Genomic DNA, 16,796 nt, shown 5'->3' on the forward strand with positions numbered 1-16,796 from the left:
TAAATTTGGAAGTAGCTTTTTCCTCTATTTGTAATATTATCCAGCCAAATTCTCTAGAAAGACATTGAGAAATCAATAAAGTCAGTGTTTCCTGCGCCTTTTAGAGGTTTTCAGACCGCATTTCGAGAGCCTCAATGCCCGTTTAAATTCTAAATATCGAGGACTGAGGTTCTCGAAGTCTGATTATAAGGATTACACGTCATCAAAATTCAAAACTAATTTAGCGCTAGTGGGATAGGCCTGACAAGCTAAAGAAAAACCATCGGTTACTTCTTTGTCGGTTAGGATCGCATTTTTTGCCATTTGCGCGGTTCCTTCTTCTATATGGCAAATGCAGGAGCTGCAAATACCACCTTGACAACTATAAGGAGCGTCGATGTCGTTCTTAAGCATTACGTCCAGTAAGTTATCACTGCGTTTTACCGTAAGCTTGTACTCTTCATCATCGAGTATAACAGTAAGTTCGGTCAGGGGACTGTCTTCGGTAACCTCAATGTCATTTTCTTTGGTTGTAAAAAGCTCAAAATAGATTTGTTCTTTGGTAAGGACTTCTTTTTCTATCAGATTATCGGTTGCCATAGCAATCATTTCTTCTGGCCCACATAAGTACGCTTTTGCAAAAGCGAGATCGCCTACCACCTGCTTTAAGAAAAAGTTGAGGTTAGATTTACTTACACGACCGAATAATGCCTCATCGCGTTCTTCACGAGAGAAACAATATTTAAGGAAAAAACGATCTCCATATTGATCTTTAAGATCGTTAAATTGCTCGTAATAAATGGTTTGTGCTACGGACTGGTTTCCATAGATCAAGGCAATTTTGCTGTCGGGTTCTTGAGTAAGAACATCTTTGATAATAGAGGTAATAGGGGTAATACCGCTACCTGCTGCAATCATTAAATAATTTTGAGTGCTGTTACCTTTTTTATGAATAAAAAGACCATCAGGAGTAGCAACCTCTAGCTGATCGCCCGCGCGTAATGTCATTGCATAGTTCGAGAACACCCCTTTTTCTACGGCTTTGATCACCACTTTTAGATCTTTTTCATGCGGTGCGCTAGAAAGCGAGTAAGCACGACGTACCTCTTCTCCGTTTATCGTAGCTTTGAGGGTTAAGTATTGACCAGCGGTATAGGCAAAGTCAGTTTGCAGGTTCTTAGGAATCTCAAAAAGTATTTCTGCCGCTTGAGAAGTGACTTTAGTAACTTGTTTTATAGTAAGCTTATGAAAAATCATGTCGTATTTTTAAAGCTGCAAAAGTAATAAAGGAAAACCGAGCTGTAACATTTTTATAATTTTTGTAACTAATACGTCAAATTCACTGACCATGATCAAACAATTTATCCATCTAGAATGGAAAAGCTTTATTAGAAGTGCCGCGTTTAAACAAAACCTTGCTATTAAGATCTTAATGGGCTTTGGGGCATTGTACTTTATTGCAATTTTTGGATTGCTAGGCGGATTTAGTTATTTAATAATTGAAGGCTTGATCGAAGACGGGAAAATCATTTCAGACAATCCGTTTGATGTCGTTAACCAGTTTTTAATTTATTGGATTTTTGCAGATATAGCCTACCGTTATATGCTTCAAAAAATGCCAGTGGCAAATATAAAGCCTCTCCTATACCTGCCTTTTAAGAAAGGAAAAATAGTCAACTATGCCTTAGGCAAGACGGTGTTATCCTTTTTCAATTTCTTACCTGCGTTTTTCTTTATTCCATTTAGCGTGGTCTTAATCATCAAAGGTTACAGTATTACGGGGGTTATAAGCTGGCATCTTGCTATGTTGTTTATTACTCTAGCGACTAATTTTCTCAACGTTTTTATGAATAACGTCGATAAAGTATTTTATCCAGTTATTGCTGTAATGGCTGCTCTAGGATTGTCTCAGTACTATGGCATATTTGATATTACGTTATATACGGGTTCTATGTTTATGTTTTTTTATGAAAATGCATGGGCATTTATAATTCCGCTGTTGCTGTTGATAGGTACAGTTTATTACGCATACCATTATTTTGAAAAGCAGTTGTACCTAGATGAAGGATTAAAGTCTGTAGCTCAAGAAGCAACTACAGAGGATTTAAGTTTTCTAGATCGTTTTGGCAAATTGTCCACTTATTTAAAGAATGATATCAAGTTGATCAAACGCAACAAACGTGCAAAAATGACCTTTTTCATGGGGTTTGCATTTGTGCTTTACGGCTTGTTTTTTATGCAAGACTTGTATGCTGATATCAACGGGATGAAGGTTTTTGCAGGCTTGTTTTGTACCGGAGGATTTTTATTCAGTTTTGGGGGTTTAGTTCCTAGTTGGGACAGTAGTTATTACAAATTAATGATGGCGCAAAACATACCTTACCGGGAGTTTTTATTGAGTAAATGGTGGCTCATGGTCGCCGCTACAGTAATAAGCACACTGCTGTGTTCGTTTTACATCTATTTTGGATGGGATTGGTGGTTTGGAATACTAGCGGGAGCTGTTTACAACATCGGTTTTAATAGCTCTGTCGTTTTGTGGGGTGGTGCTTTTGTAAAAACACCTATCGATTTAATGACCACTAAAAAAGCTTTCGGCGATTCCAAAGCTTTTAATGCAAAAACGCTGCTCTTACTTCTTCCTAAACTGGTTTTACCTGTAGTTATTTATTATGCTTTTGCACTGACCATTAATGAGACTGCTGGTTTTATTGCGATTGCCACTACAGGAATATTAGGATTGCTTTTCAGGAATAAGATTTTTGATCTGATTGAAGATATTTATAAAAACGAGAAGTACGATACTATAGCTGCTTATGCACAAAAGGACTAACCTGAGCACATTGATTATAGGAATATCGCTTTCATTTTTATTTCGCTTTCGCGAAAGCGAAATTTAAACCAACAACTAACACTACATTATTATGATTACTATAAATAAGCTTTCCAAACAATACAACGGTACTAGCGTACTAGACATAGAACATCTTGAAATTCAAAAGGGACAGGCGATAGGTCTGGTAGGAAATAACGGTGCTGGAAAAACCACCCTTTTTTCCCTGTTACTAGATTTGATACAGCCGTCTACGGGTCATATTATTTCAAGTGATGTGAGAATAGATCAAAGTGAGGACTGGAAACCTTTTACAAGTGCTTTTATAGATGAGAGCTTTTTAATAGGATACCTCACACCAGAAGAATATTTTTATTTTATAGGAGAATTGCGCGGCCAAAACAAGGCAGATATTGATGCCCTTATTGCCAGCTACAGTGATTTCTTTAACGGTGAAGCTGTAGGGCAAAAGAAGTACCTGCGTGATCTTTCTAAAGGAAATCAGAAAAAAGTAGGAATCATAGCCTCGTTAATAGGTAACCCACGAGTAGTCATTCTTGATGAACCTTTTGCAAACCTTGATCCATCTACCCAAATCAGATTAAAGAAAATTATCAAAGAACTCGCAAACGATCCTGAGGTGACTGTATTGGTTTCAAGTCACGATTTGATTCACGTAACAGAGGTTGCTCAACGTGTGGTATTGTTAGAAAAAGGGAAAGTGGTAAAAGATATTGAAAAGAGCAGTGCTACTTTTAAAGAGTTAGAAGATTATTTTATAGGCATCTCAGAAAGTCATGCGCCAGTTGCAGTGACTACAGAAGAAGAAGAAGAAGAAGAATGATGAATCCAAGATATAAAATGCTGGGTATTCATGTGATTATTTTCTTAGCAGCTTTTTTGTTAGCGCGATATATAATGATGCAGTTTGTTATAGAGCCTACTATTTGGACTACTGTCATCCCTTTGTCCTGCGCGTGGTTGATTGCTCCCAGACCTCATGTGGTACAAATGCAGTCTGGTAAGGAATACGGTTTGAAATCAATTTTCAGCAAGAAGGTATTTAAGGTATAATGATATACCTTTAGAAAAATTTAATTTTTATGAGCCCTAAAATCAAATCCTTTCTTATTTACGGTGTTTCTTTTACTGCCTTATTTCTAATTTCAAGATTTATTGTATTACAGTTTATGGAGCAAGGAATGATGACTATGTTTATACCTATAGCCATTGCTATGATTGTAGCTCCAAAACCCCATATGGAAGAAACAGAGTACGGTAGAGCGTACGGTTTAAAGTCTATATTTTTAAAAAAGCCATTTAAGTTTTAATGGATTCATTACCAAGGTTCGATTCACGTCATTATACGGGTATCTTTTAGCTAGAGCGGTCCCTGGTTCTTCCTCTTAGACGACTCCTTTTTAATTTACTCTTCGTCGGCCTTTGTGTTTGATTGTTTTTACTATTTCTTTTAAAGCGTCTGCTTTTTCTTTATCAGTGTCGTAGGCTTTACCATTTCCATAGGATTTATCATATGGCTCAGTTATGACAGCTTTCTTGTCATCTAGTTCAAAGGCAACATACCTGATATATTTTTGATCATGATAGCTTCCTTTATTTTTAAAATAGAAGATATAAAGAGCTGCTTTTTTGCCTTTATCAGTAGTGATTATTTTCTTTTCTTCAAAAGAGAGCTCGTCTTCTCCTTGATCAAAAGAACTTGCTGTAAGCACGATACTTCTTGCAAGATCCTCTTGACTGGTGACCGGAGATAATTTTATTTCTCTTTCTGCAGCAGTAATCATTATTTGAGCTTTAAGCGATAGGTCTTTTTCTATTTCTTTTTTAATTTTTTGAGGTATTATCTCATCATTTTCCATCAATAATGTAACGTATTCTGCTACGGCTTCGTTTTTACCACTGTCTAATAATTTAATAAAGAAATCTTGAGCGTTTCTATCCTTTCTAAATGGAAAGATGAGTTTTACATAGCTGTTCAATAAATCATTTGATTTATAATCATAACTAGATCTTTTAGCACTTAAAGTTCTTTTGATTTCAATTTTACCGTCGGTAATAATTTGCTTGCGGTATTTCTTATATGTTTTCTTCTTTACAAATCCAGAGTCTTTAGTACGAGCTAGTAATTCATAAACCGGTTCTTTATACTCACTGATAGATGCATAGGTAAGCAATTCTGGAAACAATTTAGAAGACAGCTTTAAAGAGTCCCCATAACGATTGAACGCACTAGATATCCCTGATTTTTTTAAGGGCAAGTCTTTCTCCAGTAATCGCAATACTTTTTCATGATTTCCAGCTGTTTTTTTACGCAATAATTTCCTTAATATAAGGAGTTGTACATCAGGATCATTATAAGAAGATTCATATAAATTTGTGATGTAAGGCAGGACTCTTTCATCTTTTAAATCGATTAATTCGTTGAGAGTATATTCTTTTATGCTTTTAAGACTATTATCCTCGACATTTACAGCAACTATTAATGCGATCATTTGAGGGATGTCTTTTACTCTAAACTTCACTTTATTGCCTGCCTCAAAGACTAAGGTGTCTTTTTGCTGTACTCCTTTAAAAAACAAAGCTGTTTTATCAGTGAAGATGTCTTTGCCTAACATGGTGTCTTGTGGTGTAAAGCTGTTGTAGAATTGGGTTACAAATTGAGATGGTTGTTGGGTACTGTCTACAATAGTTTTAAGATGGTATATGCGACCTTTAAAATAAACACTTTTTGCAAGAATGTGCTTTGCGCTCAGACTGTCTTTAAAGATTCTTTTATAAGTAAAGAGACCGTCCTTTTCTGTTTGTTCTTTTTCTTTCGCACGGGTACTGCTGCGATATAATTTCATGTCGATCCAGTCCTCACTATCCACATCTTTCCATAAATCTTTTGGGTTGTGAAACATTTGTAGATCGTGAAACTTTGTCATTTTCACTTCTATTTGTTCATTTGCAGGAGTGGTGTAGTAAGCAGCGTTTTCTCTCGATTGATATTCTTTGATATCGTTATACGAGTACCTGCTTCTCGACAAAGGCGCTTTCACTGGGCTGTATACGGAGAAATGCATGGCAGTGTCTTGAACTGTTTCAAACTTTCCGTAATCAATATCATGGAACTTTATAGAGTTAAAAAATAGACTCCCTTTCTTAGGATTTACCCCAGTATAACCCATTAGATAGTAACTGCCGTCTTTAACTATTGCTTTAACGCTCAATTTTTTATTTTGAACCGTATCCATAATAGCGGTAGCTTGATAACTATCATAAGGATCCTTTTCAAACTTACCAGTCATTTTTTTATAACCTAGATCCTCTAGAAACTCATCTACTATAAACTCTGCTTCAAATTGATCTTCCTCTATATAATCCGTATCAAATACGGGGGATTCTTGAAAAAAGTAAAAGGATGTGCCATCAGTCCCTTGTAGGAATGTTTTTCCAGGATTTTCTAAATTATTTGCTGCTACATGTTCAGGGAACAACAGTTTGTATTTATTAAAAGGAGCCGTGAACGTTTTTAATATCTTACTATTAGGTAAGAACTCAATGGAACTAAAAATCTCTTGTTCGTATTGCTTTACAAAATCAAGCTTCCCGCCAAATTTGATCACTATTAGTTCTAGCGGTGTTTTATAAATATGATACTTCTGATAATCCCCTTTTTTAGTTTTGTTGAGAATCGAATACCCTGGATAAGGAGTTGTCAATTTCTTTTTTTCAATAATGTCGCCGGGAATATCTTCAAAAAGCACATTGTCAATAAAATCAAGGTCGATTCTCTTTTTATCGGTAGAAAGATAATCCAGCGTATTGATTCTAGAAATAGTGAGGTAAGCGCCATTAGTCATTTCGGGCATCATATAAAAAGACTGATTTCCAATGCTGAACTCGCGCAGGTCATCAAATGACTTTAAGGAAAGAAATTGATCAGGTGTACGCTTTCGCGAAAGCGTGGGAGCCACAAAATTCTCGTCTAGAAACTTCTTCTCTGTTTTAGCCAGTTCTGTCTGTGCAGACGTAAGTGCTTTTACGGTATAGCCTCTTCTTTGCAACATTTTAATCATACCATTCTCACCTGGTAAATGTGCTGCTCCTACTCCTGCAAAAACTGTTTGGGTTTTCATAACAGAGTCCATCACCACGACCATGTTTTCATTGCGGTCGTACAACATGTTTTTTCTGAAGTATTCTGTGTTGGTAGCTGCGCCTATAGAATCCAGCAAAGAAATATTACGATCTCGATATACATTTTCTTGGATGGTATAGCGATTTTCTTTTTCAAGTCGTTCCTGCAGCCATTGATCGATTTCTTTTTTAGAAGGGTTAGTTGCTGCTTTGGAAGTAAGGTATTGAGACTCTTTAAAATCTTCCAGACTGATAATAGGTTTACCAGCTTTTTTCCCTGCTTGGAAAATAAACATGTCCAGATAGGTTTCTTCTTCAAAGTTGTCTGAGGCTCCATTTTTACGGTAGAGATAACCGTTTAATGCCATGTCATTCATACGGATACTAGCTCTTACCATTTGAGGCTGTGGATGTTCTAGTTTAAAAAGGTCATCGTAAAAAGTAGCGTCATAGGAGACAGATTCATTCTGAACGGTTAAAACCTGCTCACTGTAGTACTCATCCATCCATTGAGTAGGATCGGACTCCAGGGCAATAGCGTCTGCTTTTTCAAGAGATTTAAAAAACACGTCGTCCAGCCTAAAAGCTACTTTGCTGCTCACATGCATGGTGCCGTATAGAAAGGAAGGTTTTTCTAAGCCGTTACCTGTAATTTCCCATAAAAGGCTGTTATCTGTTTGTGAATTAGATTGTTGTAAAAAAACAATTAAGAAAAGGATTGTAAAAAAGTATTTCATAGGATGCGGTAAAATAGTAGAAGCATCAACAACAATGCCTATTAAACACCTAAAATAGGACAAACAGTTTTTTTAATCAAACCTTTAACGATCTGTTATCAATCAAAATCCTCATAAATTTACCATCTTCGAGCCGTAAACTTCATCGGTAGTAAAAAATCCTTATTTTTACGATCTTTTACAATATCAACGCGGTATTTGGAGTTATGGAAGTTAGTTTAAAACCTATTTTTTGAAACAGTTTTTCTACCATATTTGTATTGCATTCTTGTTTATAGCTGTTGTTACCGGTTGTAGCAGGAAGAAGAATTCTTTTATAAGTCGCAATCTGCATGCGGTAGGAACAGAATACAACGTCCTGTATAATGGTCATCTAGCTTTACAAGCTGGTCTTGATGGACTGGAACAAACTTATAAAGAGAATTACTGGGATGTATTACCTGTAGAGCGCATGACGGTAAAAGATCAAGTCTTTTTGCCAGGCGATAAACCAGCAGACCCCAACTTTGAGCGTGCGGAAGAAAAAGCGGTAAAAGCGGTTCAAAAACACTCCATGCTTATTAATGAGACGGAGTACAACCCACAAATTGACGAGTCTTATATGCTACTCGGTAAAGCGAGGTATTACGACCAGCGTTTTATCCCAGCATTAGAGGCTTTCAATTACATCTTACAATTCATGCCCGAAAGCGACCAGATCAATCAGGCCAAAGTATGGCGGGAGAAAACAAACATGCGGCTGGATAACAATGAAACTGCTATAAAGAATTTAAGCAAGTTGCTCAAGGAAGAAGAGGGAGCTATAGAAAAGGAAGATCTTGCTATTGCAAATGCTACTTTGTCTCAAGCATTTTTAAACCTCGAGCAAGTAGATAGTGCTCTTATCTATATGAATCGTGCAGAGCAACAGACTAAAAATAAAGAAACACAAGCGCGTTATAAGTTCATTACTGCACAACTATTTGCTAAATCTGGTCAGCGCGACAGTGCTTTTGTACATTACGACGAGATCATAGAAATGCATCGCAAGATACCACGTCGTTACTACGTCAATGCCTTTATAGAAAAGATCAAAAATTTTGACATCTCTAAAGATAATAAGGAAGAATTGCTAGCGACTATTATTGACTTAGAAGAAAACAGAGAAAACAGGCCATGGCTAGATGCTATTTATTCTCGCAAAGCGATTTATTTAGAGAGAGAAGACAGTATAGAAGGGGCAAAACAATATTACAACAAATCGTTACGTGCAAAAAATGGACAGGATTACTACCTGAGAGCTAATAATTATGCTGCTCTAGGAAAGATAAGTTTTGACCAATCTAAATTTGTGAACGCTGGTAAATATTTTGACAGTGCTATTGCAAATTATGTGGAGCGCACCAAAGAGCACCGACTGGTTACTAAAAAGAGAAACAATCTAGAAGATGTGATCCTTTATGAAGGAAGACGTCGCAGCGCCGACAGTATTTTTAAGGTTCTCGATATGTCACCAGAACAGCAAGCACAATATTATCAAGAATATATAGACAGTTTAAAAGCGGAAGAAGAGCGCATCGCAAAAGAAGCAGAAGTAGAAGCAGCAAAAGCGGCTCAAGAGCAAAATGCGTTTCAAACAATCAACAACAATAATGTTACTAAACGCGGTAATGCCGGACCTACTTTTGGAACTCCTGGATCCAACGTAGGCGCTAATGCTTCTGGGGGAAGTTCTTTCTACTTCTTTAATCAGCAAACGGTTGCTCGTGGGAAGTTAGACTTTAGAAAAAAATGGGGAAAACGAAACCTCAAGGATAACTGGAGGCGTAAGAATAAAAAAGAAGAGCTGCAAAGAGAAGTGGAACAAGAGGTGGTTGTTGAAGAAGTAGAAGTACGACCAGAGTTCACTACAGGTTTCTATACCAGCACACTTCCCGAAGGAGAAATCACGCTGGACAGTATTGCAAAGGCTAGAAACTTTGCCTATTATCAACTAGGAGTTATATATAAAGAGAAATTTAAGCGCAACGATCTTTCCATCAGTCGTTTTGATACTTTATTGACGCACGATCCAACTGAAAAACTATTATTACCAGCACTTTACAACCTGTATTTAATTTACAAGGAAGATGATAGTAGTGATGCTTTCGCGAAAGCGGAACAGTTAAAAAATAGAATCATAACAGATTATCCAGATACGAGATATGCTCAAATATTGAGAAATCCTGATGCACAACTAGATGATAGCGCGAGTCCGCTAGCAGTTTATAATCGGTTGTTCAAGGAATACGAAAAAGAAAATTACGATCTAGTCATCACCAGCGCAGAAAGGTATTCCACCTTATTTAACGGAGATGATATAGTGCCAAGACTGGAGTTGTTAAAGTCATTTGCTGCTGGAAGGCTTTACGGTTTTCAAGAATATAAAAAAGGTATAGACTACGTAGCTTTAAATTTTCCTAATACAGAAGTAGGTAAAAGTGCACAAAAACTAGCTGCTGATGCCGAAGCGCTTAAAATACCAGAGGTGTTCCTTCCAGAAAATGGACTTGCTGACTTTAAACTGCTTTACAGATTTAAAAACACAGAGGTTACGGAGATGGATAACTTAAAGGAAAAATTAGTGGAGGCCTTTAAAAAGGAAAAGTTCGCTTTTAGAGTTTCTATCGATGTATATAATAAGGACGAAAAACTTGTGGTAGTGCATGGGCTACGTTCAAAATTGGGAGCAAAAGGTCTAGGAGATCTGATGACAAAACCTGAAAACGATTATAAAGTTTCAAAATCTTACTTATCTATAGCGTCAGAAAATTACAAGATCATACAGGTTTATAAAAGTCTGGATATGTACGAGAAAGAAATGTTATAAAGGCAAATAGTATGTTTAACAATAAAAAGAACAGTAACTCTTATATGGAATCAGGCAAGTCACAAAACAGAATAAGTCATGGAACAACTATCGACGGAGATGTAGTTAGCGAAGGTGGTTTTAGAATAGATGGAACCATAAACGGTACTCTTAAAACATCAGCAAAAGTGGTGATTGGGAAAGACGGTAAAGTAGATGGTACCTTAGAATGCGATAACGCAGACATTGAAGGCGCATTTTCTGGAAAGCTTTTAGTTCAAGGATTACTTACTTTAAAGTCTACGGCACATATCACAGGAGAAGTGACGACACAAAAACTAGCGGTAGAGCCAGGAGCTACATTTAACGCTAGTTGTACGATGGGATCGGCAATAAAAGCTGTGGATAATGGTAAAAAAGTAACGACTGCTTAAAGGTTATCTTGTTTTTTTCAGATGTATGTGTCTATTTTAATTGTTTAATAACCTCCCAGTGAATTTTTATCTCAAAACCTTTCTCCTTGTACTCTTTTTATCGGCCGCTGTTTACAGCGTTCATTACTTCCTTGTAGAAGATCCTTCGATTTCTTTAATTAAGACCTATACTTTTTTAGGAGCAGCTACTTTTATTACGGTATGTGTATTAAAACTTGTTTTTGGATTAGTGCCAGATAAATTAGGTTATGCTTTCCTCGCTTTGGTCTTTGTAAAGTTTGGTGCTGTATTCTTATTATTCCCAGAATTGTTAAGTGAAGATCCCAAGTTGTCTAAAGTAGAGATATTGGGCTTTCTTTCGCCATACTTTATATTTTTATTTATGGAAGCTGCTATAGTGATTAACTGGCTTAATAAGAATTAATTGAGCCTTCAAAACACCTTCAAAAAAGCTCGAAAAATTAACTTTTAAAAGCTGTATTATTACACGTTTTTTTGTCATACATTTGCAGCCGAATTAAAAGACCTAACTTTTCAAGGTGATTTACATGTTTAGAGCGTACTTAAAAACAGCTTTTTTTACTTTGATCTTTTCAGCTTTTGCAACGGCACAAGCTCAAGATCAAATTGGTGATTATGCCTTTGATAAAGAGGTAGGATCTAACGAAGGTAAAGTGAATACAAAAGAAGAGATCGATTCTTATATCGACCATCACTTAAAAGATGCCCACGACTTCCACTTATTCTCTTATACAGATGATACAGGAGAAAGAAATCACGTTGGTTTTCCACTTCCTGTTATCGTATGGTCTAGTGAAGGTCCTAAGGCTTTTATGTCTTCAAAGTTTCATCACGACGACGACGGTAAAGAACTGGTAAGAGCAGGTGATGCTACTTTTACTCAGTTACACAGTAAGATTTACGAATTAGAAAACGGTGCCACATCTATTAATTTTGATGAAGAACACCACCCAACAAATGCACATAGAGTTTTTGATATGTCAATTACAAAATCCGTTTTTGGATTGATATTGATAGGATTGTTTATGCTATTGGTTTTTGGAGGTCTTGCTAAACAATACAAAAACAAAAGTATTCCAACTGGTTTTGGTCGTGTATTAGAACCATTGGTACTATATGTAAGAGATGAGATTGCTAAGCCAAATATAGGAGAGCAAAAGTATAGAAAATACATGGGTTATTTACTGACGGTATTTTTCTTAATCTGGATTGGTAACCTCTTAGGATTGACCCCATTTGGGTTTAATATTACAGGACAAATTGCCGTCACTGTATGTTTAGCATTATTCACATTTATTATTGTACAATTTAGTGGTAATAAGGATTACTGGAAGCATATTTTCTGGATGCCAGGGGTGCCTATATTAATGAAGATCGCTTTGATTCCTATTGAAATAATAGGATTACTTACAAAGCCGTTCTCTCTTACAGTTCGTTTATTTGCAAATATTACTGCTGGTCACGTAGTGGTTATGGGACTTATTGCATTAATGATTACTTTGAAAGCACAATTTGGAATGGTAGGTTCTACAGGTTTAGCTCTGTTTTTAACCTTGTTCCTATCCGTTATAGAATTATTAGTAGCCTTTTTACAGGCATTTATCTTTACTATGTTGTCTGCCCTATTTATTGGGATGGCAGTTGCAGAGCATGACCATCCCGAGCATGCTGGCGCTGAAGAAGACGATATAGATGAGGTAAGAGAACGTTTTGTTTAATTTTTTTTGTTTAATTTTTTTTAATACCCATTATTATGGAAACAGCTTATAATTTAATTGGTGCAGGTCTTATCGTTATCGGTGGTGGTATCGGTCTTGGTCAAATTGGTGGAAAAGCGATGGAAGCTATCGCTCGTCAACCAGAAGCAGCTGGAAAGATCCAAACTGCGATGATTATCATTGGTGCACTTCTTGAAGGACTTGCATTTGGAGCTCTTTTATTAGGTAAAAACTAATAAGAGTTTACAACACAAACTATTCTTGTAACGGTTGGTTGCAAGAATAGTTTAATTATTATTAAGGTTAAAACAAACAACATTTAGATATGTTAGATTTAATAAATGATTTTTCACCAGGCTTGTTTTTCATGCAGGCACTTATACTCATCATCTTAATAGTATTGATGAGAAAATTTGCGTGGAAACCTATTCTTGAAGCTCTTAATCAAAGAGAAGACGGAATCGCTAACGCACTTGCAAGTGCAGAGCAAGCTAAGGTTGAAATGGCAAATTTGGAAGCTTCAAATCAAGCGGCAGCGCAAGAAGCTCGTGCTCAACGAGACGAGATGATTAAAGATGCTCGTGAGATCAAAGAAAAAATGATTGCAGATGCTGCTGGTGAAGCTCAAGAAAAAGCAGATAAAATTATTGCTAGTGCCCAGGAAGCTATAGAGTCTGAGAAAAAAGCTGCACTTGCAGACATCAAATCTCAAGTTGCTGAACTTTCTGTAAGCATAGCTGAAAAATTAACTCGCAAAGAGCTTTCTGAAAAAGATGCTCAACTTGCCCTTATCGATAAAATGCTTGCAGAAGCAAATATCTAGAAACTATGAAATTATCAAGAGCTGCATCACGTTACGCAAAAGCTATTCTCTCTCTAGCAATAGATGAGAATAAAGCTGCTGCTGTAAATGAAGATATGAAAAGCATCCTTGTTACTGTTTCAAAAAACAAGGAGTTAAGAGATTTTCTTTCTAGTCCAGTCGTAAAGGCCGATCAAAAACGTGCCGTATTGCACAATATTTTCAAGGATGCCAATGATGTGACCAAGAAGACTTTTGACCTGTTGGTTGCTAATAAGCGTACAGAGATCGTCTTAGACGTAGCAACAAGCTTTATAGTTCTTTTTGAAGAATTGAATAAGCGTGAGATTGCAACTGTGACCACAGCTGTAGAAATCACAGCAAATCTTGAGAAGAAAGTACTTGCTAAGGCTAAAGAATTGGCAGGTAAAGAAGTAACACTTGAGAAAGTCATCGACCCGAGTATTTTAGGTGGTTTTGTTTTAAGAGTAGGGGATAGAGAGATCAACGCAAGTGTACAAAATAAAATTGGCGAGCTTAAAAGAACCTTTGCTAGTAACTAGCATTAGACTTATAAGTAATTTGCTCACTTTTATTCCGTTTTTTCGAAAGCGAGCTTAAAAAAATTTGGCGTTTCCTTTAATGGGGCATGAATTAAATAACAACAAATAAAAACTGTCCAGCAGCGCTTGTCGACGCATAGACATTTAACAAGAATAAATATAAGAACATGGCAGAAGTAAATCCAGCAGAAGTATCTGCAATACTTAAGCAACAACTATCAGGTTTTGATGCGACTGCATCCCTTGATGAAGTGGGAACCGTACTTACCGTAGGTGATGGTATCGCACGTGTTTACGGTCTTTCTAATGCACAATATGGAGAACTTGTTTCTTTTGCAAGTGGGCTGGAAGGAATCGTTCTTAACCTTGAAGAAGATAACGTAGGTGTGGTACTTCTAGGTAAATCACTTGAGGTTAAAGAAGGTGATACTGTTAAGCGTACAGAGCGTATTGCTTCTCTTAAAGTAGGAGAAGGAATTGTAGGTCGTGTGGTGAACACTCTTGGTGAGCCTATAGATGGTAAAGGTGCTATTGAAGGTGATCTTTATGAGATGCCTCTAGAGCGTAAAGCTCCAGGAGTAATTTTTCGTGAGCCTGTTACGGAGCCTATGCAAACCGGAATTAAAGCAATTGATGCGATGATTCCTGTAGGTCGTGGACAGCGGGAGCTGGTAATCGGTGACCGCCAGACGGGTAAATCTACCGTTTGTATCGACACCATCATCAACCAAAAAGAATTTTATGATGCTGGCGAGCCAGTATATTGTATATACGTTGCGATAGGGCAAAAAGCCTCTAACGTAGCATTAATTGCTAATGTGCTTGAAGAAGCTGGAGCACTTGCCTACACGACTATAGTTGCAGCAAATGCATCTGATCCTGCTCCTATGCAAGTATATGCACCATTTGCTGGTGCAGCGATTGGGGAGTATTTCCGTGATACAGGTCGTCCTGCTCTTATTGTTTTTGATGATTTATCTAAGCAAGCAGTTGCTTATCGTGAAGTATCTCTTTTGCTACGTCGTCCACCAGGACGTGAGGCATACCCAGGAGATGTATTCTTTCTCCACTCTAGATTGTTAGAGCGTGCGGCAAAAGTCATCAACAATGATGAAATTGCAGCAAACATGAACGATTTACCAGACAGTTTGAAGCCTATCGTAAAAGGTGGTGGATCTCTTACTGCACTTCCTATTATTGAAACACAAGCTGGTGATGTATCTGCATATATCCCAACTAACGTGATCTCTATTACAGACGGACAGATTTTCTTAGATGGAGATTTGTTTAACTCTGGTGTACGTCCAGCGATTAACGTAGGTATCTCGGTATCTCGTGTAGGTGGTAACGCGCAAATCAAATCCATGAAGAAAGTATCTGGTACATTAAAACTAGATCAAGCAGCTTACCGTGAATTAGAAGCTTTTGCAAAATTTGGTTCTGATTTAGATGCCGCTACTTTAAGTATTATCGAGAAAGGAAAGAGAAACGTTGAAATTCTTAAGCAATCACAAAACAGTCCTTACCCAGTAGAAAATCAAATTGCGATTATCTATGCGGGTTCTAAGAACTTGTTGAGAAATGTACCTATTGGGAAAGTAAAAGAATTTGAAAGAGATTACTTAGAATTACTTAACGCTAAGCACAGTGAAATAATGGGTACTCTTAAAGCTGGAAAACTGACTGATGAAGTGATTGATACACTTACAGCGGTAGCTAAGGATCTTTCTAGTCGTTATTAACATTAGTTATGAGTTCAGAGTTTCTGACTTATAACTCTGAACTCAGAACTCTGAACTTGAATCATGGCCAACTTAAAAGAAATAAGAAATAGAATATCGTCCGTATCATCTACCATGCAGATTACCTCTGCCATGAAGATGGTAAGTGCGGCAAAGTTGAAAAAAGCACAAGATGCTATTACAGCAATGCGTCCTTATTCTGATAAGCTTACGGAGCTTCTCCAAAATCTTAGTGCTACTATGGAGGGTGATGCTGTAAGTAAATATACAGAGCAACGAGATGTAGAAAGAGCTCTGGTAGTTGCAATCACCTCAAATCGTGGTCTTGCAGGTGCTTTTAATACGAACATTATAAAAGAGCTGATTCGATTGAATCAGAACGAATTAAAAGATGTGGACGTTTCTTACATGACTGTAGGGAAGAAAGCTAATGACTTTGTAAGTAAAAAATCTCCTGTACAGTCTAATAAAAGCGATTTATTTGAGAACATTTCTTATGATAACGTAGCTTTAATTGCTGAAGAGCTTATGGAACTGTTTATAACGGGAGAGTTTGATAAAATCATTATTGTTTATAATAGCTTTAAAAATGCTGCTACACAAATCGTAATGACAGAAGATTTCCTACCTCTTAAGCCACTAGCAAAAGACGAAAATGCACTTCAAGCAGAAACTGAGATGGACTATATTTTTGAGCCTTCTAAGGAAGAAATCGTTAAAGAATTGATCCCTAAGTCACTGAAGATGCAATTGTACAAAGGAGTACGTGATTCTTGGGCTAGTGAGCACGGTGCGCGTATGACAGCTATGCATAAAGCAACAGATAACGCAACAGAGTTAAGAGATCAATTGAAATTGACTTATAACAAAGCACGTCAAGCGGCGATTACTAACGAGATCCTTGAGATCGTAGGTGGTGCTGAAGCATTGAAGGACTAGTTCCAACTCAGGTGGGAAACTGCTAAATTTTTACGAAAACTTATAAAGCCTTTCAGAA

Annotated in this window: 15 protein-coding genes; 13 read left to right on the plus strand and 2 right to left on the minus strand. The window is 37.0% G+C overall.

Going from position 1 to position 16,796, the window contains the following annotated elements; all coding sequences use genetic code 11:
* Positions 1-192 precede the first annotated feature (192 nt).
* Entirely contained in the window at positions 193-1,236 is a 1,044-nt protein-coding gene (locus F0365_RS05170) for a ferredoxin--NADP reductase (RefSeq protein ID WP_169932720.1), read from the minus strand.
* A 91-nt stretch (positions 1,237-1,327) separates the two neighbouring features.
* Here F0365_RS05170 and F0365_RS05175 point away from each other — a divergent pair, with 91 nt between their 5' ends.
* The 4 genes from F0365_RS05175 (at position 1,328) to F0365_RS05190 (ending at position 4,143) form a co-directional block, all read left to right on the plus strand.
* Positions 1,328-2,812 (plus strand): DUF5687 family protein, encoded by a 1,485-nt coding sequence (locus F0365_RS05175; protein ID WP_169932721.1) that lies wholly within the window; start codon positions 1,328-1,330, stop codon positions 2,810-2,812.
* Positions 2,813-2,903: 91 nt separating this feature from the next.
* Positions 2,904-3,656, plus strand: coding sequence for an ABC transporter ATP-binding protein (locus tag F0365_RS05180; protein ID WP_169932722.1), 753 nt, complete (start codon positions 2,904-2,906; stop codon positions 3,654-3,656).
* Complete coding sequence (locus F0365_RS05185) at positions 3,653-3,886, plus strand: hypothetical protein (RefSeq protein ID WP_169932723.1); 234 nt, start codon at positions 3,653-3,655, stop codon at positions 3,884-3,886. The genes F0365_RS05180 and F0365_RS05185 overlap by 4 nt, the downstream gene beginning before the upstream one ends.
* Positions 3,887-3,915: 29 nt before the next feature.
* A complete protein-coding gene (locus F0365_RS05190; protein ID WP_169932724.1) occupies positions 3,916-4,143 on the plus strand; it encodes a hypothetical protein in 228 nt (75 codons plus the stop codon).
* Positions 4,144-4,233: 90 nt separating this feature from the next.
* Here F0365_RS05190 and F0365_RS05195 read toward each other — a convergent pair whose 3' ends face one another.
* A complete protein-coding gene (locus tag F0365_RS05195; protein WP_169932725.1) occupies positions 4,234-7,692 on the minus strand; it encodes a TraB/GumN family protein in 3,459 nt (1,152 codons plus the stop codon).
* Positions 7,693-7,924: 232 nt separating this feature from the next.
* Here F0365_RS05195 and F0365_RS05200 point away from each other — a divergent pair, with 232 nt between their 5' ends.
* From F0365_RS05200 to atpG, 9 genes are all read left to right on the plus strand, one after another.
* The gene (locus F0365_RS05200) at positions 7,925-10,540 is read left to right on the plus strand and encodes a tetratricopeptide repeat protein (protein WP_169932726.1); all 2,616 of its coding nucleotides are present in this window, start codon (positions 7,925-7,927) and stop codon (positions 10,538-10,540) included.
* A gap of 11 nt (positions 10,541-10,551) precedes the next feature.
* The gene (locus tag F0365_RS05205; RefSeq protein ID WP_169932727.1) at positions 10,552-10,953 is read left to right on the plus strand and encodes a polymer-forming cytoskeletal protein; all 402 of its coding nucleotides are present in this window, start codon (positions 10,552-10,554) and stop codon (positions 10,951-10,953) included.
* A gap of 58 nt (positions 10,954-11,011) precedes the next feature.
* The gene (locus F0365_RS05210; RefSeq protein WP_169932728.1) at positions 11,012-11,377 is read left to right on the plus strand and encodes a hypothetical protein; all 366 of its coding nucleotides are present in this window, start codon (positions 11,012-11,014) and stop codon (positions 11,375-11,377) included.
* Positions 11,378-11,501: 124 nt separating this feature from the next.
* Complete coding sequence (gene atpB, locus F0365_RS05215) at positions 11,502-12,692, plus strand: F0F1 ATP synthase subunit A (RefSeq protein WP_169932729.1); 1,191 nt, start codon at positions 11,502-11,504, stop codon at positions 12,690-12,692.
* Between the two features lie 35 nt (positions 12,693-12,727).
* A complete protein-coding gene (atpE, locus tag F0365_RS05220) occupies positions 12,728-12,928 on the plus strand; it encodes an ATP synthase F0 subunit C (RefSeq protein ID WP_036583467.1) in 201 nt (66 codons plus the stop codon).
* 89 nt (positions 12,929-13,017) lie between these two features.
* Positions 13,018-13,515 (plus strand): F0F1 ATP synthase subunit B, encoded by a 498-nt coding sequence (locus F0365_RS05225; RefSeq protein WP_169932730.1) that lies wholly within the window; start codon positions 13,018-13,020, stop codon positions 13,513-13,515.
* Positions 13,516-13,520: 5 nt separating this feature from the next.
* Positions 13,521-14,057 carry an ATP synthase F1 subunit delta gene (atpH, locus tag F0365_RS05230; protein ID WP_169932731.1) on the plus strand — a complete coding sequence of 179 codons (537 nt, stop codon included), beginning with the start codon at positions 13,521-13,523 and terminating at the stop codon, positions 14,055-14,057.
* 167 nt (positions 14,058-14,224) lie between these two features.
* Positions 14,225-15,799, plus strand: coding sequence for a F0F1 ATP synthase subunit alpha (gene atpA, locus F0365_RS05235; protein WP_169932732.1), 1,575 nt, complete (start codon positions 14,225-14,227; stop codon positions 15,797-15,799).
* 63 nt (positions 15,800-15,862) lie between these two features.
* Positions 15,863-16,738 (plus strand): ATP synthase F1 subunit gamma, encoded by an 876-nt coding sequence (gene atpG / locus F0365_RS05240; RefSeq protein ID WP_169932733.1) that lies wholly within the window; start codon positions 15,863-15,865, stop codon positions 16,736-16,738.
* The last annotated feature ends 58 nt before the right edge of the window (positions 16,739-16,796 follow it).

The organism is Nonlabens sp. Ci31, from assembly GCF_012974865.1.
GTDB lineage: Bacteria > Bacteroidota > Bacteroidia > Flavobacteriales > Flavobacteriaceae > Nonlabens.